Below are 21792 nucleotides of genomic sequence, written 5' to 3'. Positions count from 1 at the left end.
CTATTTTAGGATTGAAAATAGCTATTGTCAATATAATATCTAAGTCAAATATAGTATTTATAAATAACCATACTATAAAAATTGATAAAATTTAAAAATTAAAAAACGTTATAAACATTAAATATTTTATTAAGCTGTGACCTTTTATGTAAAAAATAACATTATAAGGAACATAAAAATTGACATTTACTTCCTTTTCTGAAGCAAATAATTAGTATAAATAATTTAGTGAAATTAATAACTATGTTTTTTTGAATAAACAAAAATGCCAAAAAGCACTTTGCAACAACCGCAATTTCTTTTATTCAAATGGGGTCTGGAAAATAATAAAATAATTTTCTTTTCCTAACTGGGAAAAACATTAAAAACGCTTGAGTCTGATAACAAATTCAGTTTTTTGACTTGAAAAATTTGTAATAAAAAACTTGCTTTTGTAACATATTTGTACAATTTTTCACGCCTATAACAAATAGTTAGTAAAAGAGTATCATCAAATAAATACCTACAATTTTTGAAAAATTAAAAAATTATTTTGCTGAAACAGATATTTAGTTTTCTATCTTGACAAAAGTTATGATGCTTAGTACTATAATAATTGATCTGAGTCGATCGAATAGCTTAATTGTATAAGGTTGACCGGTCAAACATAAGACATGCGAGATAGTAAATAACTTTCGAATCGGAAGACTATCTTTTGCGATAGGATCCACATTCGTTGCGATACATCTCATTTTTTGAACACTGCGGGTTCAACAAGCATTGTTTTGCTATGTTTCGATGACTCGGATTTCTTGAGAATATTAGGAAACGGTCTGCGGACCGTTTTTTGTTTGGAGATTTTATGGCTATAAAAGTTGTTATCACTATATATCTTGCAATATTACTTTTGACTGCCTTTTATTTATGGCATAATCGCCACAGTCATTTTTTAATCTATGATAGTAAAAACATTTCTAACTTCAGTTCTATAATGTCCTGGACTGCGATTATCTTGGGTTTAGAAACTTTATTGGGTCTAGTTTTAGTATTTCAGGCAAATAAGTACCTTAATTTAATTACCCTGGCTCTCAGCAGCATCACGATTTTAATTTTTAGTCTTTTACTTAATCAAAAGGGTGATTAATTGCACTAAAATTTGGTAAAATAATGGTAAGAGAGGTGTTTTAAATGATGAAACAATATCACCGTATTCAAGTCGCAGTTGACGGCTCCAAGGAAGCCGACTTAGCTTTTAAGAAGGCTATCTCTGCTGCTAAACGGAATGATGCTGCATTGGAAATTCTGCATGTCATTGATACCAGATCTTTCCAAAATGTTTCTAGCTTTGATTCAGAGATGGTTGAGCAAGTATCAAACGATGCTAAGGAAAAATTGCAGAATTACTACAAGCAAGCTACGGAAGCTGGCGTCAAGGAAGTTCACTACTCAATTGAATTTGGAGCTCCCAAGGCAATCATTGCCCACCAGTTTCCTAAAAAGCACCAAGTTGATTTAATTGTGTTAGGAGCTACTGGTCTGAACGCTGTTGAGCGCATATTAATCGGCAGCGTAACAGAATATGTTACCAGAACTGCTGATTGTGACGTCTTAGTCTGTCGTTCAAACGAAAACTTAACCAAGTAAAAAAGAGCATTTCATTTTTGACGTGAAATGCTCTTTTTGTTTGTTATTAAATTTTTAGAAATCGCCTGCTTGGCTGAACATGTAGTCTTTATTATGAAACTTCATGGACAAAATCATCCCAATACCAATCATATTTCCAATTAGGGCTGAACCACCTTGAGAAATAAACGGCAACGGAATACCTGTGAGCGGCAAGAGATCAATACTCATGCCTATGTTTTCAAACACATGGAAAAGTATCATCATAATTACACCGGTTGAAACGTAAGAATAAAATGCGTTCTTAGTATCAAATGTAATGCGTACCATCTGCACTATCAAGTATAAGTAAAGCAAAATGACGGCTACACTACCAACAAAACCGAATGATTCACCAATTACTGAATAAACCATGTCAGAGCCCCGCACTGGTACGTAAACACTCAGCTTGCCAAAGCCATTGCCAAAAATTTGTCCAGAACCAATCGACTGCATACTTTGCCACAATTGATAGGCAGCTTTGGAAGTATCAGTAGATGGATTCAGCCAAGACATAATACGTCTGAACTGGTATGGCTGGAAAAAGTGACTTAAAATTGATTGTCCTCCGGGCGTGGTAACCATGTAAATGACCACAACTCCCAAGACAAAAACTGCCGCAAACATTGGTGCAATTATCTTCCAGGAAATACCGGAAACCAGCACCACGCCACCAACAATTGCAATGAAGACCAGCATCGTACCGAAGTCATTTTGCAGTTTTAACAGTATGGCAATCGGTAACAGCCAAGCTAGCATTTTACCGATTAAAATCCAGTCATTTTTGATAGTATGAGCAAACTTATCGTTATGTTCACGCACGACCCGCGCCAGCATTAATATAAAGGCTGGTTTCATGACTTCAGATGGCTGAAAAGAAATTGGCCCGAGCTTAAACCAGCTTTTGGCACCGGCATCTGCAGCAATACTACGATTATAAAAGAACAAAACCGCAATCAAGAGCAAGATGCCAAGTCCATAAACATACGGCGCGATGCGGAAAAGTTGCTCAGCATCAAACTGAATTACAAACACAACGATGGCCACCGAAATAATATACCAAAGTCCCTGCATTGCCACAGCTTTAACCGGGCTACCCATGTGACTGGGATCGTCAACCGCCGCAAAATAAATGGAATAAAGGCCCACTGCTGCCAGCAGCAACACAGGGACAACAATATTCCAAGCAATGCGATCAAAAAGACTAGATTTATTTTGTACTTTGACCATTAATTATCACAACCTATTATTTTTCATGTAAAGCAAAGTATGAAAGCAAATCGTTAATGCTGCTTTCTAAGCTTTTGGCATACAAGATGCTATTGGTTTTGCCAGTTGTAGCCCGGTAACGACCAGCAATTTTTTCAATCACTCCAATAGATTTTTTCTGAGGAATTACTACTTCCCAGGTAGGGTTTTCTTTACCCTTTACTTCATTAATTTCAACGTTAATATTTTCAGGTTTTTTTGACATAAATTCTCCTACTTTATATTTGGATGAAACTTTTTCGCTATGATTTCATCTTCATATCGTTCTGGATGAGGATTGCGAAAAATTGTAAATTTATCTGGTACCGGATCAACTCCACCGCGTACAAAAGGATTGCAACGCAATATCCGGCAAATTCCCATTATTAGTCCTAAAAATGGCCCAAATTTGGTCAGTGCATCAACCATATAAGTTGAGCAGGTCGGATAATAACGGCAAGACTTTGGCAAAGCCGGAGAAATAAATCTCTGGTAGATTCTAACTAAATAAATCAGTATTTTTCGCAACTCGAGCCTCCAAAAATTAGTGGCGCTGATGCTTTTCAATATTCTTGAGCAAAATCCCAGTACCAAGTGCTACAGCTTCAAGTGGATGATCGGCTGTAAGTACCGGCACTTTAAGGTAATATGAAATCAGCTTGTCAATATTTTTCAAAAGTGCCCCGCCACCAGTCAGCATAATGCCACGATCAATGATATCCGCCGAAAGCTCAGGTGGTGTTTTTTCCAAAACTTCTTTAGTAGACGCGATAATAGTCATCAAGCCATCGTGAAGTGCTTCCTGAATTTCAGGCGCAGTCACAGTGGCCTGCTTCGGCAAGCCATCAACCACATCACGACCGCGAACAGTGATTGTTTCATCCTTATCTGGTTCAAAAGCACTACCAATTTCAATTTTAATTTGTTCAGCGGTCCGAGAACCAATCAGCAAGTTATGCTTATTTTTGATATAAGAAACAACAGCCTGATTCATATGATCACCAGCATAGCGCAGTGATTGACTGGTAACAATTTCACCCATTGATAAAACAGCAATATCAGTAGTACCACCACCAATATCGATTACAATGTTGCCTTGAGGTTTAAAAATATCAAGACCAGCACCGACAGCAGCAACTTTAGGCTCAAAATCAAGGTAGACTTTCCCACCACCAGATTTTTCAGCAGCCTGAATAATCGCTTTCTGTTCAATTGATGTTACTCCTGTAGGAGCACAAATCAAAATATTTGGCTTGGACATAAAGCCCTTGACGTTCAGCTTTTCAATAAAGTAGGACAGCATCGCTTCAGTGATGTCGAAGTCAGCAATAACACCATTTTTTAAAGGACGAATTACGCGGATATTGCCCGGAGTTCTTCCTACCATCTTGTATGCTTCAGTTCCGACAGCTACTACTTTATTTGTACTTGTATTAACGGCAACAACTGAGGGCTCATTTAAGACAATTCCCTTGCCGGAAACATTAATGAGCACGTTTGCTGTTCCTAAATCTATTCCTATATCTCTTGCCACGATAATCCTCCATCATATTCAATGTATATTTTACCATAAAGATTTCAAGTTTGTTTGCGACTTTATCCGCTTTACCAAGTCTTAAAAGAAATTACTTAATTGCAAAGAAGTATCAATTAATGTGATTAAAAAATTACCAACAAGAAAACCTAGAGCAATCGCAGCAAAAATCAGCAGCAGTTGTGCTTCAAAGACCCTGTTTTTACGAATTATTTTTTCAATGCGGACACTTTTCATAATCTGAAAGGACAAGCCGATCGTAATTAAATAAATTACTATACTAATTAAGGCATGGACGCCAAGTTGAAACATATTCTTTCTCACTTTTCTTAAGTCACAATAAAAGCGGACGCACAAAGCAGTGCATCCGCTTAAAACTTTAATTCTAATTGTCTGAATTGTAAACACTTATTCGATTGATGGCTCTTCTGAGTGCAACCTGTGCCCTCTCAAGTGATCGCTGGTCATGAGCAGCTTGAGCCTTTTTCAGTGCATTTTGCGCACGTTCTCTAGCTGCCTTAGCCCGAGATACATCAATATTGCCAGCTCGTTCAGCACTGTCAGCAATTATTGTAGCTACGTTATTGGAAAATTCAAAGTAGCCACCGCTAACAGCAATGTGATTGACAACATTATTCATTTCACGGCTTCTTTTAACCTTAATCTCACCTATCGCCAGTGGAGTTAAAATCGGCAAGTGATTATACATCACTGAACGTTGACCATCAATTGCCCGCATTTCCACAATACTGGAATGATGAGAAAAAATCAGTCCATCTGGAGTTACAACATTTACCATAAAAAGTTTTTCTGGATCTGCCATTTGACATCACCTTACTTTTCTAATAATGCTTTAGCTTCTGGATCACTAGGAGTTACACCCATTTGCTCAGCCTTCTTTAAAACATCTTCAATTCGGCCTACACTACGGAATGCATCTTCAGGAAGATCATCTAAGTGACCATCCAAAATCATCTTAAAGCCTTTAATTGTTTCCTTAATTGGAACATAAGAACCAGGCACACCAGTAAATTGCTCTGCCACAAAGAAGTTTTGTGATAAGAAAAACTGTACTTTACGAGCACGGCTAACAATCACCTTTTCCTCGTCGGATAACTCATCCATTCCCAAAACTGAAATGATATCTTGCAATTCATGGTAACGTTGCAAAATATGCTGTACGCCTGTAGCCACTTCATAATGTTCTTGACCGACAATTTCTGGGTCCAAAGCACTGGAAGTTGACTGCAACGGATCAACAGCCGGATAAATTCCTTGCTCAACTAGGCTACGTTCCAAGTTGGTAGTAGCGTCAAGGTGGGCAAAAGTAGTAGCTGGAGCTGGGTCAGTATAGTCATCGGCCGGCACATAAACCGCCTGAATCGAAGTAATAGAACCCTTCTTAGTTGAAGTAATTCTTTCCTGCAATTGTCCCATTTCAGTAGCTAAAGTTGGCTGATAACCAACGGCACTAGGCATACGTCCTAACAGAGCGGAAACCTCGGAACCTGCCTGAGTAAACCGGAAAATGTTATCAATAAAGAGCAACACGTCTTGGCCTTCAACGTCTCTGAAGTATTCAGCCAAAGTTAAACCAGTCAGAGCTACACGCATTCTGGCACCAGGCGGCTCATTCATTTGACCAAAGACCATGGCTGTTTTGCTTAAAACGCCAGATGCTTTCATTTCAAAGTAAAGGTCATTACCTTCACGTGTTCTTTCACCAACACCGGTAAAGACTGAGATACCACCATGTTCTTGGGCAATGTTGTGAATCAGTTCCTGAATAATCGTGGTCTTACCGACCCCGGCACCTCCGAACAATCCAACTTTTCCGCCTCGAACATAAGGTTCAAGCAAATCAATAACTTTAATACCAGTTTCAAGAATTTCCTGACTAGTAGTTAGTTCATCATATTTAGGAGCATTCTTATGAATACTGTCACGAGCATGATCTTTGTCAAATTTAGGGCCATTATCGATAGGTTCCCCTAAAACGTTAAAGACGCGGCCTAAAGTGTCATCACCAACAGGTACAGAAATAGGTCCACCTGTGTCTTCAACTTTCATGCCCCGTCTAAGACCATTGGTAGATTCCATGGCAATTGTTCTTAAAACGCCATCGCCAAGTTCCAAGGTAACTTCAAGAACAACAGATTCATCGTCCGACTTAACGACGCGCAAAGCATTGTCAATATCAGGCAGATTTTTGTCAAGCGGAAATCTGACATCGACAACTGGGCCGATTACTTGAACAACTTCACCTTCACTCAAAACATCTACCTCCTTTTCTTAATTATTTCAAAGCATTAGCACCACTGACAATTTCAGTAATTTCAGTAGTGATTTCTGCTTGTCTTGCACGGTTTAATTTAGTAGTTAAACTCGAAACCAAATCATCAACGTTGTCCGTAGCACTCTGCATTGCTGTCATTGAACTGGCATGTTCTGCAGTTTTTGCATCCAGAATAGCTCCGTATATTGTAGAACGGGCATATTGAGGAATTAGTGTCGTTAAAACGGCATTAACATCAGGTTCGATATCGTATTCTAAGTCTTTATGAGCTTCAGCTTCTTTGACACCAATATCAATGTCAACGATCGGCAGCATTTTTTCAACCCGAAATGCAGATGATAACGAGTTAATGTGGTGGGTGTAACAAACATACAGCTCATCATAAACTCCGTTTAAATACATTTTGATCGCAGTTGAAACAATAGGCAAAACTTCATCGAATGTTGGTACATCGCTAATGCTATCATTTTCATACACGACATTGAGATTGTTTTTCTTGAAAAAGTCTGCACCAACCGAACCAACGGCTAAGACTTTAACGTCTTTATGTTCAACTTTTGAATCCTCAAACAGACCCATCATGTTTTTAATGACGGCACTGTTATATGATCCGACTAGACCACGATCACCGGTAATAACCAAATAACCGGTAGAATTGATCTTTTTACGTGCCTGAACCATATCAGAAACAATCCCTAAACCAAAGACATTTTCATAATCAATCTTGCCAATGCTGTCTTCGTCAATTGCTACATGCTCTTTACGCAAGTGATTGACTACCTCTGCACTCATCAAACGTGATAAAGTTTGTCGCACATGATCATTATAAATCGTGTAACCTTTATCCCGTTTTTCTGTTTGGTTTAATTTCGATGCCGAAACCATTCTCATGGCTTCGGTAATTTTACCAGTTTGCTTAACTGAAGCTATTTTTTTCTTCAACGCAAGTAAAGATGCAGGCATATAACTACCTCCTATTTATTACTTGGTGAAAAACTATCCGCAAATTTAGAAATTGCTTCCTGCAATTTCTTTTCATCTGGCAGGTCACCAGTCTTACGAATATGTTCTAGTAAATCTGCGTGATTAGTATCGAAGTTGTCGTATAACTCTTTTTCAAACTTGGCTATATCATCAACTGGAACAGAATCAAGATAGCCATGAGTTAAAGCGTAAAGAATGACAACTTGCTTTTCAACCGCAATTGGCGTATGTAAAGGCTGTTTCAAAACTTCAACAACTCTTCGTCCACGATTCAGCTTGGCTTGGGTTGCCTGATCCAAATCACTGCCAAATTGAGCAAAGCTTTCAAGTTCATGATAAGCTGCCAAGTCCGTACGAAGCGTACCAGCAACTTTCTTCATAGCCTTAATTTGAGCACTACCACCAACACGAGAAACTGAATTACCAGCATCAATAGCCGGACGAGTACCAGCGAAGAACAAATCACTTTGCAGGAAAATTTGTCCGTCAGTAATTGAAATTACGTTAGTTGGAATATATGCCGAAATATCTCCCGCTTCAGTTTGAATAAACGGAATAGCAGTCATTGAGCCACCACCAAGTTTATCACTCAATTTTGCACTACGTTCTAGTAAACGAGAATGCAGATAGAAGACATCACCAGGATAAGCTTCACGACCAGGCGGACGACGGAGAAGCAAAGAAAGTTCACGGTAAGCAACGGCTTGTTTTGACAGGTCATCGAAGACCACCAAGACATCCTTGCCATTGTACATGAATTCCTCGCCCATAGCCGTTCCGGCATATGGTGCTATATACAGCATCGGTGCCGGTTCACTTGGACCGGCTTCAACTACAATTGTATAATCCATTGCGCCAAAGCGCTTTAACGTTTCTACTTGTGATCTGACAGTTGATTCCTTTTGACCAATAAAGACATAAATACAAATAACATCTTGTCCTTTTTGACTCAAAATTGTATCAATTGCCAAACTTGTTTTACCAGTCTTACGGTCACCAATAATTAACTCACGTTGACCTCGACCGATTGGCACCAAAGCATCAATGGCTTTGATACCCGTTTGCAGCGGCTGATTAACTGACTGGCGTTCCATAACACCCGGTGCCGAAGACTCGATTGGACGAGTCTTTGACGTTTTAATTTCGCCAAGTCCATCAACTGGCTGACCTAATGGGTTTACAACGCGACCAATTAGTGCATCTCCAACCGGCACACGCATAATTTCACCGGTTCTTTTGACTTGGTCACCTTCACGAATATCATCAAAATTGCCCAAAATAATGATACCAACATCATTTGATTCAAGGTTTTGTGCAATACCATAAGAACCATTGTCAAATTCCAATAGCTCGTTGGCCAAAACATTGTTCAATCCGTGAGCCCGGGCGATACCATCACCTATGTATGTAACAACTCCAACTTCATTAATGTCGAGCTTATCATCATAGTGTTCAAGCTGCTGCTTGATTAAAGAGCTAATCTCTTCTGCTTTTATGCTCAATGGTTTCACCTCTTTTAATTTTTATTAACTAACTGAGCACGAATCTTTTTCAGTTTGTTTTTGACTGACCCATCGATCACGCAATCGCCAACTTTTAAAATTACACCGCCAATAATACTTTGGTCAACCACATTAGTGAGAATGACTTTTTGCAAATTATATTTTTGGGCGTAACCAACACCTAATTTTTGCAATTGTTCTTGATCTAGCGGCACTGCTGAAACAGCAACGCCGGTTTCGATCTTTTGACTTTGATTATATAAGTCATTGAAACATTTTATAATATCAGGCAATTCCAAAAAATGATCATAGTCTAACAATAAATTCAAAAAATTCTGAACCTCTTTAGTCAGACCCTGCTCAATCGCAGAAAGCGACTTTGCTTTTTCAGCACTGTTAAAAATTGGATCGCTAAAAGCTTGCAAAATTTGCGGATATTCTGAGATGGCTTGTGCCAGTTCCTGCAAATCTGCATGAACTGAAGCCAAGGCATCCATATCTTCTGCATAATCAAATAGTGCAGTACCATAGCGTGCAGCAATTTCTGCTTTACTTAAGGCCATTATTTATTCAGCCCCTTAATAAATTGATCGACCAAATCTTTTTGGTCATCAGCAGATAAATTCTTAGAAATCACTTTTTCCGCAATCGTTACAGAAATATCTGCAACTTGTGCACGAGCTTCATCTAAGGCATCAGCTTTTGCCTGAGCAGCATCAGCTTTTGCTTTTTCATGAATAGAAGCCGCATTATCATTTGCTTCTGCCACAATTTGCGTACTGGTTTTCTCAGCATTCGCCTTTGCATCAGTAAGAATTTGCGTTGCTTCTTGTCTTGAGTTCTTCAAGGCAGCTTCACGCTCATTAGCCAAAACTTCGGCCTTTTTGCGATTGTCTGCAGCCGAATCAAGATCACTGATTACCTTTTGGCGTCTTTTTTCCATCATGTCGGAGACAGGGCCCCAAGCATAATGCTTAACCAAAAGAAGCAAAATTGCGAAAACAATTAAATACCAGATGGTATTTCCCAGGTAAATATGACCTGCTGAGGCCGCAAATAAAATTTGAAATGTCATTTACTGCCCTTCTCTCTTTTACCTAAATTATTTTAAATAAAATTAAACGAAGAGAATCAGGAAAGCAACAACAATCGCCAAAATAGGAACGGCTTCAATCAAACCAACACCGATGAACATTGTTGATCTCAAGTTACCAGCGCTTTCTGGTTGACGGGCCATGCTCTCAACGGTCTTAGTGATAACTTTACCATTACCCCAAGAAGCTGCTAAAGCAGCAATACCAGCTACGATAGCTGCTGAGATATATTTAAAAGCTTGTGACATATTTAAACCTCCAATAAATTATTCTTTTGTAACCTTTTTTCCAACATAAACCATGGATAAGGTTACGAAAACATATGCCTGGATAGAGCCAATGAAGACAGAGAATCCTTGCCATATCATAGCAAGCGGTGCTGCTAAAACCAAAGTGACAACACCAAAGCTAGGAGCAAAGCTGTTACCTATTAAAGTTAGCAACACTTCACCTGCATAGATATTACCATATAAACGCAAAGATAATGTCAAGAAGTTAGTGACCTCTTCAATCATATTAATGGGAAACAGGAAACTAACAGGTTCGGCATAATTGCGCCAATAGCCACCAGTACCGAATTTTTGCATTCCAAATGTAAATGAAAGAAGCAAGGTCATCATTGCAAACGACATTGTCGTCACCGGGTCTGCAGTAGGAGATTTAACAAAGATGTTATCTCCCGCTTTAACCTCTAGGAAGAGGCCTAACTGGTTCATAAACCAAATATAGATGAATAGAACAAAAGCATACAAGGAAAGGTGCTTTCTAGCATCGACATCACTGACATTGTCTTTAACAATACCATCAGTGAAGTCTATGAGGTATTCCATGATATTTTGCTTTTTATTCGGCTTCATCTCAACTTTGCGCGATAGCCAGATGCAGACAAACAATACTACAGCTGCCATTAACGTTGAGCCTATGATCCCAGACAGATCAAATGTTAAACCCAGAAATTTAAAAACAAATGATTGCTCCAATTCTTCGTGACCTCCCTTCTCGTGTCCAAATTATCGAACACTCATACAATATTAACACCATTCAATAATTTTGTGAAAAATGTAAGCGAATTTTGCGACTATTTTACCTAAAAACAGTTATTTAGTACCAAATAGCCTGTCGCCGGCATCCCCCAGACCTGGTGTAATATAGCCGTTTGGCAGCAATTTTTCATCTTCTGCAGCAGCATAAATATCAACGTCTGGATTTTCTTCTTGAATAGCTTTGACGCCTTCAGGAGCAGCTACTAGTACAGCTAGTTTGATAACTTTGACGCCACGCTTTTTAAGCGCACCAATCGCCATATTAGCAGAACCACCAGTAGCAAGCATTGGATCTACAACCAAACATTCACGTTCGGCAACATCTTTTGGCATTTTACAGAAGTATTCATGTGGCGTAAGGGTTTCTTCATCCCGGTACATGCCAATTACTCCAACTTTAGCCGAAGGAATCATTTCCATAACACCATTAAGCATACCAATACCGGCACGTAAAATTGGCACAATCGTCATCTTTTTGCCGGCAATCTCTTTTTGGGTGGTCTTGCCAATTGGTGTTTCAATTTCAACATCTTTGAGCGGCAAATCTCTGGTAATTTCATAAGTCATCAGTCCCCCGATTTCACCGACTATCCGCCGAAACTCGTTGGAACTTGTTTCCTTACGCCTAATAATTGTTAACTTGTGTTGAATTAACGGATGATTCAAAACCGTAAATTTGCCCATCTTTTTCCTCCTATAAACATAATTACGTTTACGAGTATTTTAATAAAAAAAACAAAGGGTTTAAAGTCCTTTGCTAGTAAATTTTTATTTTGTCTGATAATGGTGGCCTGCAGCTGCCTTATTAAGCCGATTCATGTAGGCTAAGGTGTCCTCGCTGCCGTTAAATCCCTGCACAAAAATTTGTTTAATTTCGGGCTTATCGTCAAAATAACGCAAGCCTCCGAATAAATTATGATCGGCATCCGCTAAATTTTGACCTAGATTAAATTTATTAACTGCTGGCAACTTGATTTTTTTAAGCACAGTGGCTAAAGCCATCACTCCTGTCGCACTCGTCAATTCTATATTGGCAAAATCCTGCGGATCATCAACTACGACTACGGGAGCACTGGGAGCATAATGGCGGTATTTCATCCCTGGAGCTTTTGGCACATCTTTATCGGAAACTTTGCCGCTGTTAATTAAAACTTTTTCACCCAGGGCATTACCCAACTCTTCTGGTGTAATTGCACCCGGACGTAAAACCACTGGAGTAGCAACAGAAAGGTCTATAATGGTCGATTCTAATCCCACCTCAGTTGGTCCGCCGTCAATAATTCCCGCAATTTTACCCTTTAAATCATGATAAACATGCTGGGCTGTAGTCGGACTAGGCTTAGTTGATGTGTTTGCGGAAGGACCCACAATAGGATAGCCTAATTTACTGATTAATTCATGGGTCAGTTTATCATTAGGACAGCGAAAAGCGACAGTGTCAAGACCACCAGTGACAGCTTTAGGCAAACTGTTTGGCTTAACATAAAGTAAAAGAGTCAGAGGACCTGGCCAAAATTTTTTAATTAATTTTTGAGCACGTTCTGGCACTTCTTTAGCATATTTAGACATCATTTGAGCATCAGAAACGGTCACAATTAACGGATTGTCACTGGGACGACCTTTTGCTGCATAAACATTTTTAACGGCTTGCTCATTTGTAGCAAGCGCACCTAAGCCATAAACGGTTTCAGTGGGAAAAGCAACTAACTCCCCTTCAGCAAGCAACTTTACTGCATCATCTATTTGATCCTGTGAAAAAATTTTTGTTTCCATCATTTATTCCACTTTCCCTTAACCATACGCGGTTTTCCGGCTAAATCTTTTCTAAATTCTATGGTAAAGTCAGGCAGTTCTTGAGCAAATAACTCTGCCAGCTGGTCTTTTTCACTAAAACCAAACTCTAAGAAAAATTCGCCGCCACTATTTAAATGATCGCGTACCTGTTTAACAAATTTCTGATAAAATTCAATGCCATTTTTACCACCAAAGAGTGCTTCTTTTGGTTCATTTGCCAGAACATTTTGGTCCATCACGTCTTTTTCTGTTTCCTTAATATAGGGAGGATTAGAAATTATTTTATCGAATTTTTCCAGTCCGATTAAGATATTGGCTTTACGGACTGTCACATCCACTTTATGAATCAAAAAGTTTTCTTCACTTGTTCTTAAGGCAGCATCAGTGACATCAGAAGCATATAAATCAAGGTCTGTAATTTGCTTTTTGGCAGCTTCTTTAGCTAGAGCTACGGTAATGCAGCCAGAACCAGTGCCCAAATCAAGTACTTTGTCGCCACTAGCTAGATCCTGCAGAGCCCATTCAACCAATTCCTCTGTTTCAAAACGGGGAATTAAAACGCCGCGCTGCACTAAAATCTTGTAGCCAAAAAACCAGGAATAACCCAAAATATACTGAGGCGATATCCCTTTAGCCAACTGGCGCACATCTTTTTGTGCCTGTTTAACCTGCTGCGGTGTTAGCTCCATATCTTGTTTTAACTGAAACTCACTTGGACTCAGCTGCAGTCTTTCAGCTAGTAAAAAAGCAATATCTTCCGGTCTTTGTTCAGGTGCAGTCTCAGCAGCCCAGATTCTCAGACTCTTTAAAGTGTCAATCTTAGACATTTTGTTCAGCCAGCTCCTCTAGTTGCTTAGTTTGGTTATACAAAATCAAAGCATCAATGATTTCATCAAGTTCACCGTTCATTACCCGGTCAAGTTTATTAAGCGTCAAGCCGATACGATGATCAGTCACACGGTTTTGCGGGTAGTTATAAGTTCTGATACGCTCTGACCTGTCACCAGTCCCGACAGCGTTTTTACGTTTAGCATCATATTGATCCCGATTTTGGCTTTCATAATAATCATAGACACGAGATTTTAAAATTTGCATCGCTTTTTCCCGGTTTTGCTGCTGACTACGTTGATCCTGCATTGCGACAACGATCCCTGTCGGCAAGTGCGTCATACGCACAGCACTCGATGTTTTGTTAATATGCTGACCACCGGCACCACTAGAACGGTAGACATCAACTCTAATATCTTTGGGATCTAAATCAAGGTCAACCTGCTCATATTCAGGCATGACGGCAACAGTTGCCGTTGAAGTATGAACACGGCCCTGAGATTCAGTTACCGGAACACGCTGCACGCGATGAGCGCCATTTTCATATTTAAGTTTTGAATAAACCTTGTTGCCAGTAATCATAATGGCAACCCGTTTGTAACCGCCAACTTCGGTTGGTTCACTGTCGACAATAGAAACTTGCCAGTTTTGTCTTTCTGCATATTTTTCATACATTCTGAGCAAATCACCGGCAAATAAGGAAGCTTCGTCCCCACCAGCTGCTCCCCTGATTTCCATAATGATATCCTTGTCATCATTAGGATCCTTTGGCAGCATTAAAATCTTGATTTCATCTTCCAGTTTATCAATATCCTGCTCTAAATCTTCATTTTCTTCTTTGGCCATTTCTACCAAATCAGAATCATTTTCATTAGCAATAATATCCTTGTTATCAGAAATCTCTTTTTTATCAGCCTTATATTTGCGGTATTTTTCAACTACATCTCGCAAATCTGCTTCTTCTTTAGAAACCTCCATGTACCTTTTAGTATCATTGATAACTTCTGGGTCAGCCATCATTTCTTGTAATTCATCATAATGAGCAACAAGACTTTCAAGCTGTGCCATAATCTTATCCATGTTGTTCTAATCCCTTCCTATCTTTCTTGCTCCGGGTGAAAATAATGAAACCGACAAACCGGGTAATAACTTTCATCCCCGCCAATTTGAACCTGTTCACCTTCATAAACCGGTTTACCATTGTGTATCCGCTGATTCATTGTAGCCTTTCTACCGCAGTAGTGGCAAATCGTTTTGATCTCTTTTATTTTATCAGCAAAAATCAATAAATTCTTGGTTCCTTCAAATAAATTATTTTGAAAGTCGTTTTTTAAGCCGAAAGTCATTACCGGAATACCCAAATCGTCCACTATTTGTGCGCATTCTACGACATGATGACGCTCCAAAAACTGAGCTTCATCAACAAACACGCAGGCAATCGCGCCATCTCCACGTGCTTTTTCCTGCTCATTCAACTTTTTTATATAAGCAAAAATATCAAAATCATGGTCAATTGGAACTGCATTTCTGTGAAGTCCAATTCTTGAGGCCACAGTTCCTACTCCACTGCGATCATCAATCTTACTGGTTAACAATGCAATTTTACGACCTTGAGCTTCATAGTTATGAGCATCCTTTAGTATCTCTAAAGTTTTGCCACTGCTCATCGTGCCATACTCAAAAAATAATTGTGCCATTTTTGCTCCTTTGTTTCATTTAAATTCACCTAACTCATCTAGTATAATGTAAAAATAAAATATGTGTAGTTAAATGGTTAAAAACTCGTTTTCAGTTTATGGCTATGCTATAGTTGATAATGATTTTAAAGCGAGGGAAGAAAATGAGTTTTAAGTCTGTAATAGCAAAAAGCGCGGGTAAATCAAGTTACTGGTTTTTACATAATGTTTTAAAAGGCGGTACCAGTTTTCCCGGCAAGTTGGCAATGGAACTGGATCCTGAAATTTTAAAAACACTGGCTGAAGGATATGAAACTGTTATTGTTACCGGTACAAACGGCAAAACCATGACTACAGCTTTAATTGTTGCTGCACTAAGAGAAAAATACGGCGACGTTTTGACCAATCCATCGGGTTCCAACATGCAACAAGGAATCGTGACCGCTTTTTTGGCACATAAAAAGAAAAAGTCTTCGAGACCAATTGCAGTGTTAGAAGTTGACGAAGCAAATGTCAAAATGGTGACGGAACTGCTTCATCCCAGCGTTTTTGTTTTAACCAATATTTTTCGTGACCAAATGGATCGCTACGGTGAAATCTACACTACATACGATAAAATTGTTGAAGGAATCAAACTGGCACCCAACGCTATTATTATTGCCAATGGTGATGCCAGTATCTTTTCTTCAGTCGACTTACCTAATCCTAAAATTTTTTATGGCTTCAAACTGCCTAGCGATGAGCCGCAAAATGACAGCAAGGCTCCTGTCAACACGGATGGCATCTTATGCCCTAAGTGCGATCATATCTTACATTATCATGAACGTATTTATGCCAACTTGGGAGATTTCTTCTGTCCTAACTGCAATTATCACAGACCCGAACTAACCTATTCTGTTAACAAAATTATTGAGCAGTCACCAAATAAACTCAAATTTCAAATGGGCAAAAAAGACTACAGCATCAACATTGGCGGAACTTACAATATTTATAATGCTCTAGCTGCTTATTCTGTGGCACGCTATTTTGACCTGAGTGAAGAAGAAATTGCTCAGGCTTTTGCAAAAAACAAGCGGATTTTTGGCAGACAAGAATTAATTAAATATGAAGGAAAAGAGATTGACCTGATCTTAGTTAAAAATCCGGTTGGTCTAGATGAGGTGCTGCACATGCTTAACACCGAAAAAGATGATTATTCTTTGGTAGCCTTGCTTAATGCCAACCACGCTGACGGAATCGACACTTCCTGGATTTGGGATGGTCAGTTTGAAGATCTCAACCATAAGCAAATCAAAAAAATTCTGGTTGGTGGAGAGCGCTGGCACGACATGGGCTTTCGTCTGGAAGTTGCCGGTTTTGATCCGGGTAGAATGGTTACCTGCACCGACAATGAGGAAGTAATTGCCAATATTGCTAATTTACCAACGAAAAAGGTTTACATTTTGTCTACCTATACTGCTATGCTCTCTTTACGCAAGACTATGGCTGAGAAAAAGATGATTAAGGCTGGGATGTAAAAAGTAGCAATAATATAAATTGAAAACCCGCAAAGTGTGTAATGAAGCATTTTGCGGGTTATTTTTATTTTGTATTTTGTGCTAAGTTAAAGATCTTGACGTTGTTTTCTTGTGCTATTTTTTCATTAAAGTTGTGAGCCACTTCAATAACTATTGAAGGCAGTTGGTAAATTAAGCGGTGTACTTCATCAGCATTTTGATGATCCAGGCTAGAGGTAATTTCATCTAGTAAAAAGATCTTCTTATGACGCAGAAGTCCTCTGGCAACAGCCAGTCTCTGTGCTTGTCCACCGGAAAGATTGCTGCCTTGTTCTTTAATTTCAAAATCCAGTGCCTTGCTCCCTAATTCTTTGTCTAAACCTACCTTTTTCAGAGAAGCAACTAATTCTTCGTCTGTGAAATTTTGCAAAAGAGAAAGATTTTCCCGAATCGTTCCTGCAAATAACCAGATATTCTGTGAAATAAACACAAAATCTGAATATTTCAATTTGTGCCCGCCAAATTTTACATCACCCATTTCAATTGGAATGTATCCTGCTATTGCATTTAGCAAAGTCGATTTGCCAATACCTGAGGGTCCAGTAATAATCATTTTGTCGTTTTCATTTAGGCTTAAAGACAGGTTTTTAAAAATTTCTCGACCGCCACGTTTAACCGACAGGTTTTCAACAACCAGTTTATTGTCAGCGACTGGCTGAGCAATTTTTTGATCTGTTTTTGTTTCAGTCCAAGAAATCTTTCTAATTCCTTCTGTACTTTGAATTTGAGTTTCAAAATTAGTTAGCTGCCGAAAGCCACCAACCACGTGATCCGCAGTAAGAGTCAAGGTAAGAATCGTACTTACTGTGACCCCTAAGATGCTGTTTTTGGCCATCCAAAGTCCTATGAAAATCGGAGTTAAAGTTATTAATATGGCAAATAACCAGGAAATAAATTGCAGAACATATTGGAAAGCATTCAATTGGTAATATCTATGTTCCTCATCGTGCAAAGAATGATCAAATTTCTGCATAAATAGTTTTTTAACGCCAAAATTCGTAATTTCAAAACGCCCTGCAAATAAGTCACGCGTAATCGCTAAAAAATTGGAATTAGAATGGCTCCACATGTCTGTCTTAATTTTCATCTTTTCTTTACCCATATAACTGGGAAGAAGCGACATGAAGGAAAGAGCCAAATAAATCAGACCTAAAACTGGATTAGTCATTAATACTACAACTGTAGAAGATATGACTGTCATCAAACTTTGAAAAAGCAATAAAAGCGGTTCAAAATACTTTTCTTCTATCTGTTTGGAAATACTAGTCATGTTGTTCAAAACTTCAGATGAATCCAAGTTAGGATTGTTAAATGAACTGGCAAAATTTGCCCTAAAATAAATGCCTTTTATCTTTTCATTTAAAGTCTGAATTGCTTTTTGCATTAACAGGCTAAATAAGAAAAGAGAAACATAAACGGTTAAATATGATAAAACTGCGACTATGCCAAATACGATCAAACTGTGACCATCTTTGACGTTAAGCCTGGGAATATAACCTAAAATATAACCATTTAATACTCCTTCAAAAGAACTGGTAACACCAAAGATAATTAAACAAAGCATCATCCAGGGATTAAGATTGCTCAAAACCCATTTTAGTGTGACATTTACCTCTTTTTTGTTCATGCTTTTACCTCATCTTAGCTTAAGTTATTTAGTTTTTAATTATAGCAAGATTAAAAACAAATGACTATCAGATGTGAGTATGAGTTCGATTTTTTCAGCTAAGTGGTTAATAACTATTGTATGTGAAAAATTAAAATTAGTTAATAAATTCTTCGTTCCTCAAAATTTACTAGTGCAGTTTTTAATTGTATAGCTAAATGTCCTCTGATTGATATATGGTAAAACTACTAAGCCATAAACCGTGTAATTTTATTGAACCAACTTAATCTATATGTCACTCTATGTTTTTTCTTTCGAACAAGCTAAAGTTTGTTCAATTGTCATACTCTTAATTCCTTACCCTGCTAAAATTGTAAATAATTTCTCAGCAAATCACTTAAAACGCTTTGACTCATATTAGTAAATATACTAATATGCAGTCATAGTAATAAGAGATTGGATGGGTTTGTTTACTAAAAACATAAGTAATTCAATTTGGAAACACTACTATGACAATGTTAGAAAGAATTAAAGAATATACTAAAAAGAGACATTTTACTCTTACCAAGATTAACGAAATGATCGAAATTGGAACAAATTCCATATATGCGTTGAAAATAAGTATACCCAGTGTAAACAAGTTAAAAAAGTTGCTAATGTTCTACATACTTCCACTGACTACTTATTAGGAAATACTGATTAACCGACATCTGCTTCTAAGGATAAGGATCGTGGTTTGAAAGACTTAAACCATGACCAAGTATCCTCTTACCGAAGTTGTATTTTCTAAGAATAGAAATTCTCAGTCAATTATGACATAAAGATTTCTAGTGAATCTAACTTTTTCTTGGCATGAAATTTGCCATATTTTGCCATATAATGAATGGTGAATACAATAGTAAAGTTGCTCAATATTGTAGCGATCTACTGACTTCAAAAGAACGTAAAACGGATTTATATTCTCTTGAACTGGTTTACGACTAAGCAAGCCATCAACTAGGTACTTTAAAAAGTGAGGGTTTTATGGAACAATACGGCATCCCTTACTAGGTGTTTGATATTACGGTGAAGATGTATGAGAGAAGATCAATATCTTCTTTTTTAATATCAATGTAATCGTTATTTTAATTTGAAAAATAAGGAGTATTTTATGAATCATTCAGTCAATTTTAAAAACCCTAACACAGGAGAAATCAAAAAAATAGGTCGAGGACCTAATTGGGCGGCTTTATTATTTAACATTTTTTACTTAATTTATAAAAAAGACTGGAAATGGTTTGTGATTTTTTTTCTTATCGATTCATTAATAATTTTCACGCCATGGAATAGTGCGTTTTTTTTAACTAATGTAATACTCTGCGTTTTTTACAACAAAATCGAGTATAAAGAACTTAAAGCTCAAGGATGGATCATAGTCGATAACGAATCTAAAGAAGAGGTAGCATCTAGTCAGCAAAAAGAAGTTACAAAATCTCTATCTAAAAAAATAGTTGAGAAACCCAACAGCAATCCTTCTCATAAAGAAAAGAAGTCTAATTACAAAAAACTGCTCTCAAAAAGTATTTCATTTTTTGATTTTTTTCATATTAAAGAATTAAAAAATGATTTAGAAGTCGCAAAAACAGAAAATTTTAGTTTAAAAAAAGATTTAGAAGAATTAAAAATAAAGAATAATAGTTTAAAAAAGAAAGCTGATTTAAAATTAAGCATCAGCCAAATGAAACCTAAAGAACTAGATAATCTTATTGAAAAAAAGACATGTGAAATAAATAATCTTGATAAAATACTGCTAAACAAGAAAAATGAAAAAAATGATCTTACAACCAAGATAGGTTCACTAAATGACAAAATTACTGAACTAAATAGCCAAATTGTAGATCTATCAGATGAAATACTTTATGAAAATTATGGACTTTATAAACCTCGCTATGAATTTTCAAACTCAAGTACATATAAGGGCAAGCTATCTGAAGTTCGTTCTGATCAAAAAGATATGATTCGAAATAATATAGCTGGTGAAATTTTTAGACCCATGACCTTGGATGGCTCTATAGCTAAAGGTAGATCTTTGCAAAAGAAAAATATTAAACAGCTGGTTAGGTCATTTAATGGGGAATCTGAAGCTGCAATCAATAAAGTGACTAAAGCAAATATTGAAACTATAGAAAAGAAAATAAACACCTCATTTACCCAATTAAACAAATTAAATGAACCTAACGGAGTTCGGTTAACTACAAATTATCTTGATAGCAAATTAGATGAAGCACACATTGCAATTGAATATGAATTAAAGAAAGAAGAAGAAAAAGAAAAATTACGTGAGCAAAGAGAAAGAGAAAGAGAAGAAAGAAAACTGCAAAGAGAAATTGCATCTGAACGTGCTAAATATGAAAAAGATGAAACGCATTATTCTCAAGCAAAAGAACGTGTAGTCGATAAACTAAGGAATACTAAAGAGACAGCTGAAATTTTAGCTCTCAAACGTGAATTGAAGGAATTGCAAGAAAAGCTTAATGACGTTCGCGAGCGAAAAGAGAAATTAAACGATAGAGCATCAAATCCTACAGCTGGATATGTTTATATAATTTCTAACATCGGCTCCTTTGGTAAAGATATTTATAAGATTGGCGTGACTCGAAGATTGGATCCTATGGAAAGAATTAAAGAACTTGGAAGTGCTTCGGTACCCTTTAATTTTGATGTTAATGCAATAGTATTTAGCGATAATGCATTTAAATTAGAAGCTGAGTTACACAAGCGATTTGATGCTGAACGAGTAAATAGAGTTAACAAGCGAAAAGAATATTTTAAAATTTCAATGGATAAAATTAAGAAAATGCTTGCTGAACATAAGGAGTTGACCTTTAATTTTAACGAATATCCTGATGCTTATGAGTACCGTGACACTCTATATATTGAGAAGCATGAAAAAATTAAACAAGATAAATAGATTTATGTCCACATAGTCACATGCTTAGGAGGTAATAATG

The 21792-nt window shown here is 37.5% G+C and carries 23 protein-coding genes; 4 read left to right on the top strand and 19 right to left on the bottom strand.

Annotated elements, in window-relative coordinates; translation table 11 throughout:
• The first annotated feature begins 841 nt into the window (after window positions 1-841).
• Entirely contained in the window at window positions 842-1123 is a 282-nt protein-coding gene (locus ACZ2M0_RS03460; RefSeq protein WP_046331989.1) for a hypothetical protein, read from the top strand.
• A 44-nt stretch (window positions 1124-1167) separates the two neighbouring features.
• Window positions 1168-1623 (top strand): universal stress protein, encoded by a 456-nt coding sequence (locus ACZ2M0_RS03455; RefSeq protein ID WP_338206522.1) that lies wholly within the window; start codon window positions 1168-1170, stop codon window positions 1621-1623.
• Window positions 1624-1677: 54 nt separating this feature from the next.
• On the opposite strand, the gene ACZ2M0_RS03450 is transcribed toward ACZ2M0_RS03455, so the two are convergent.
• From ACZ2M0_RS03450 to ACZ2M0_RS03365, 18 genes are all read right to left on the bottom strand, one after another.
• Window positions 1678-2871, bottom strand: coding sequence for an FtsW/RodA/SpoVE family cell cycle protein (locus ACZ2M0_RS03450; protein ID WP_046331983.1), 1194 nt, complete (start codon window positions 2869-2871; stop codon window positions 1678-1680).
• Window positions 2872-2887: 16 nt separating this feature from the next.
• On the bottom strand, window positions 2888-3115 hold the full coding sequence (locus ACZ2M0_RS03445) for a DUF2969 domain-containing protein (RefSeq protein ID WP_046331982.1): 228 nt from the start codon (window positions 3113-3115) through the stop codon (window positions 2888-2890).
• Window positions 3116-3123: 8 nt separating this feature from the next.
• Entirely contained in the window at window positions 3124-3417 is a 294-nt protein-coding gene (gene yidD / locus ACZ2M0_RS03440; protein WP_046331981.1) for a membrane protein insertion efficiency factor YidD, read from the bottom strand.
• A 16-nt stretch (window positions 3418-3433) separates the two neighbouring features.
• The gene (locus tag ACZ2M0_RS03435) at window positions 3434-4423 is read right to left on the bottom strand and encodes a rod shape-determining protein (RefSeq protein ID WP_045927967.1); all 990 of its coding nucleotides are present in this window, start codon (window positions 4421-4423) and stop codon (window positions 3434-3436) included.
• Window positions 4424-4504: 81 nt separating this feature from the next.
• Window positions 4505-4735, bottom strand: a complete 231-nt coding sequence (locus ACZ2M0_RS03430; RefSeq protein ID WP_046331980.1) for a DUF1146 family protein — start codon at window positions 4733-4735, stop codon at window positions 4505-4507.
• Between the two features lie 73 nt (window positions 4736-4808).
• Window positions 4809-5246, bottom strand: a complete 438-nt coding sequence (locus ACZ2M0_RS03425; RefSeq protein WP_046331979.1) for a F0F1 ATP synthase subunit epsilon — start codon at window positions 5244-5246, stop codon at window positions 4809-4811.
• A gap of 11 nt (window positions 5247-5257) precedes the next feature.
• Window positions 5258-6697, bottom strand: coding sequence for a F0F1 ATP synthase subunit beta (atpD, locus tag ACZ2M0_RS03420; protein WP_490058528.1), 1440 nt, complete (start codon window positions 6695-6697; stop codon window positions 5258-5260).
• Between the two features lie 22 nt (window positions 6698-6719).
• Window positions 6720-7682: a F0F1 ATP synthase subunit gamma gene (locus tag ACZ2M0_RS03415; RefSeq protein WP_034981191.1), complete on the bottom strand. Its 963-nt coding sequence runs from the start codon at window positions 7680-7682 to the stop codon at window positions 6720-6722.
• An 11-nt stretch (window positions 7683-7693) separates the two neighbouring features.
• A complete protein-coding gene (atpA, locus tag ACZ2M0_RS03410) occupies window positions 7694-9205 on the bottom strand; it encodes a F0F1 ATP synthase subunit alpha (RefSeq protein WP_034981193.1) in 1512 nt (503 codons plus the stop codon).
• A gap of 14 nt (window positions 9206-9219) precedes the next feature.
• Window positions 9220-9768, bottom strand: a complete 549-nt coding sequence (gene atpH / locus ACZ2M0_RS03405; RefSeq protein WP_490058527.1) for an ATP synthase F1 subunit delta — start codon at window positions 9766-9768, stop codon at window positions 9220-9222.
• Window positions 9768-10280 carry a F0F1 ATP synthase subunit B gene (atpF, locus tag ACZ2M0_RS03400; RefSeq protein ID WP_490058526.1) on the bottom strand — a complete coding sequence of 171 codons (513 nt, stop codon included), beginning with the start codon at window positions 10278-10280 and terminating at the stop codon, window positions 9768-9770. The genes atpH and atpF overlap by 1 nt, the downstream gene beginning before the upstream one ends.
• A 42-nt stretch (window positions 10281-10322) precedes the next feature.
• On the bottom strand, window positions 10323-10547 hold the full coding sequence (gene atpE, locus ACZ2M0_RS03395; RefSeq protein ID WP_034981200.1) for a F0F1 ATP synthase subunit C: 225 nt from the start codon (window positions 10545-10547) through the stop codon (window positions 10323-10325).
• A gap of 18 nt (window positions 10548-10565) precedes the next feature.
• The gene (gene atpB / locus ACZ2M0_RS03390; RefSeq protein ID WP_046331973.1) at window positions 10566-11279 is read right to left on the bottom strand and encodes a F0F1 ATP synthase subunit A; all 714 of its coding nucleotides are present in this window, start codon (window positions 11277-11279) and stop codon (window positions 10566-10568) included.
• Between the two features lie 117 nt (window positions 11280-11396).
• Window positions 11397-12026 carry a uracil phosphoribosyltransferase gene (upp, locus tag ACZ2M0_RS03385; protein WP_046331972.1) on the bottom strand — a complete coding sequence of 210 codons (630 nt, stop codon included), beginning with the start codon at window positions 12024-12026 and terminating at the stop codon, window positions 11397-11399.
• 84 nt (window positions 12027-12110) lie between these two features.
• On the bottom strand, window positions 12111-13115 hold the full coding sequence (locus ACZ2M0_RS03380) for an L-threonylcarbamoyladenylate synthase (RefSeq protein ID WP_490058540.1): 1005 nt from the start codon (window positions 13113-13115) through the stop codon (window positions 12111-12113).
• Window positions 13115-13963: a peptide chain release factor N(5)-glutamine methyltransferase gene (gene prmC, locus ACZ2M0_RS03375; protein WP_490058525.1), complete on the bottom strand. Its 849-nt coding sequence runs from the start codon at window positions 13961-13963 to the stop codon at window positions 13115-13117. Before prmC ends, ACZ2M0_RS03380 begins: the two co-directional genes overlap by 1 nt.
• A complete protein-coding gene (gene prfA, locus ACZ2M0_RS03370; RefSeq protein ID WP_034981210.1) occupies window positions 13956-15044 on the bottom strand; it encodes a peptide chain release factor 1 in 1089 nt (362 codons plus the stop codon). The genes prmC and prfA overlap by 8 nt, the downstream gene beginning before the upstream one ends.
• 17 nt (window positions 15045-15061) lie before the next feature.
• On the bottom strand, window positions 15062-15661 hold the full coding sequence (locus ACZ2M0_RS03365) for a thymidine kinase (RefSeq protein ID WP_187160276.1): 600 nt from the start codon (window positions 15659-15661) through the stop codon (window positions 15062-15064).
• Window positions 15662-15804: 143 nt separating this feature from the next.
• On the opposite strand from ACZ2M0_RS03365, the gene ACZ2M0_RS03360 reads away from it, so the two are divergent.
• Entirely contained in the window at window positions 15805-17157 is a 1353-nt protein-coding gene (locus ACZ2M0_RS03360) for a MurT ligase domain-containing protein (RefSeq protein ID WP_490058524.1), read from the top strand.
• A 64-nt stretch (window positions 17158-17221) separates the two neighbouring features.
• Here ACZ2M0_RS03360 and ACZ2M0_RS03355 read toward each other — a convergent pair whose 3' ends face one another.
• The gene (locus tag ACZ2M0_RS03355; RefSeq protein WP_490058523.1) at window positions 17222-18823 is read right to left on the bottom strand and encodes an ATP-binding cassette domain-containing protein; all 1602 of its coding nucleotides are present in this window, start codon (window positions 18821-18823) and stop codon (window positions 17222-17224) included.
• Window positions 18824-19952: 1129 nt separating this feature from the next.
• Here ACZ2M0_RS03355 and ACZ2M0_RS03350 point away from each other — a divergent pair.
• Window positions 19953-21752, top strand: coding sequence for an SNIPE associated domain-containing protein (locus tag ACZ2M0_RS03350; protein WP_490058522.1), 1800 nt, complete (start codon window positions 19953-19955; stop codon window positions 21750-21752).
• Window positions 21753-21792: the final 40 nt, after the last annotated feature.

The sequence above is a fragment of the Lactobacillus sp. VURO6/B1 (VP7) genome (assembly GCF_058139575.1).
Note: the sequence above shows the minus strand (reverse complement) of the source record. Positions and strands in the feature narration are given on the sequence as shown.

Coding starts and splice junctions, on each gene's coding strand:
- ACZ2M0_RS03460 (WP_046331989.1), top strand. CDS start 842: ATGGCTATAAAAGTTGTTATCACTATATATCTTGCAATATTACTTTTG.
- ACZ2M0_RS03455 (WP_338206522.1), top strand. CDS start 1,168: ATGATGAAACAATATCACCGTATTCAAGTCGCAGTTGACGGCTCCAAG.
- ACZ2M0_RS03450 (WP_046331983.1), bottom strand. CDS start 2,871: ATGGTCAAAGTACAAAATAAATCTAGTCTTTTTGATCGCATTGCTTGG.
- ACZ2M0_RS03445 (WP_046331982.1), bottom strand. CDS start 3,115: ATGTCAAAAAAACCTGAAAATATTAACGTTGAAATTAATGAAGTAAAG.
- ACZ2M0_RS03430 (WP_046331980.1), bottom strand. CDS start 4,735: ATGTTTCAACTTGGCGTCCATGCCTTAATTAGTATAGTAATTTATTTA.
- ACZ2M0_RS03425 (WP_046331979.1), bottom strand. CDS start 5,246: ATGGCAGATCCAGAAAAACTTTTTATGGTAAATGTTGTAACTCCAGAT.
- ACZ2M0_RS03415 (WP_034981191.1), bottom strand. CDS start 7,682: ATGCCTGCATCTTTACTTGCGTTGAAGAAAAAAATAGCTTCAGTTAAG.
- atpH (WP_490058527.1), bottom strand. CDS start 9,768: ATGGCCTTAAGTAAAGCAGAAATTGCTGCACGCTATGGTACTGCACTA.
- atpF (WP_490058526.1), bottom strand. CDS start 10,280: ATGACATTTCAAATTTTATTTGCGGCCTCAGCAGGTCATATTTACCTG.
- atpE (WP_034981200.1), bottom strand. CDS start 10,547: ATGTCACAAGCTTTTAAATATATCTCAGCAGCTATCGTAGCTGGTATT.
- upp (WP_046331972.1), bottom strand. CDS start 12,026: ATGGGCAAATTTACGGTTTTGAATCATCCGTTAATTCAACACAAGTTA.
- ACZ2M0_RS03380 (WP_490058540.1), bottom strand. CDS start 13,115: ATGGAAACAAAAATTTTTTCACAGGATCAAATAGATGATGCAGTAAAG.
- prmC (WP_490058525.1), bottom strand. CDS start 13,963: ATGTCTAAGATTGACACTTTAAAGAGTCTGAGAATCTGGGCTGCTGAG.
- prfA (WP_034981210.1), bottom strand. CDS start 15,044: ATGGATAAGATTATGGCACAGCTTGAAAGTCTTGTTGCTCATTATGAT.
- ACZ2M0_RS03365 (WP_187160276.1), bottom strand. CDS start 15,661: ATGGCACAATTATTTTTTGAGTATGGCACGATGAGCAGTGGCAAAACT.
- ACZ2M0_RS03360 (WP_490058524.1), top strand. CDS start 15,805: ATGAGTTTTAAGTCTGTAATAGCAAAAAGCGCGGGTAAATCAAGTTAC.
- ACZ2M0_RS03355 (WP_490058523.1), bottom strand. CDS start 18,823: ATGAACAAAAAAGAGGTAAATGTCACACTAAAATGGGTTTTGAGCAAT.
- ACZ2M0_RS03350 (WP_490058522.1), top strand. CDS start 19,953: ATGAATCATTCAGTCAATTTTAAAAACCCTAACACAGGAGAAATCAAA.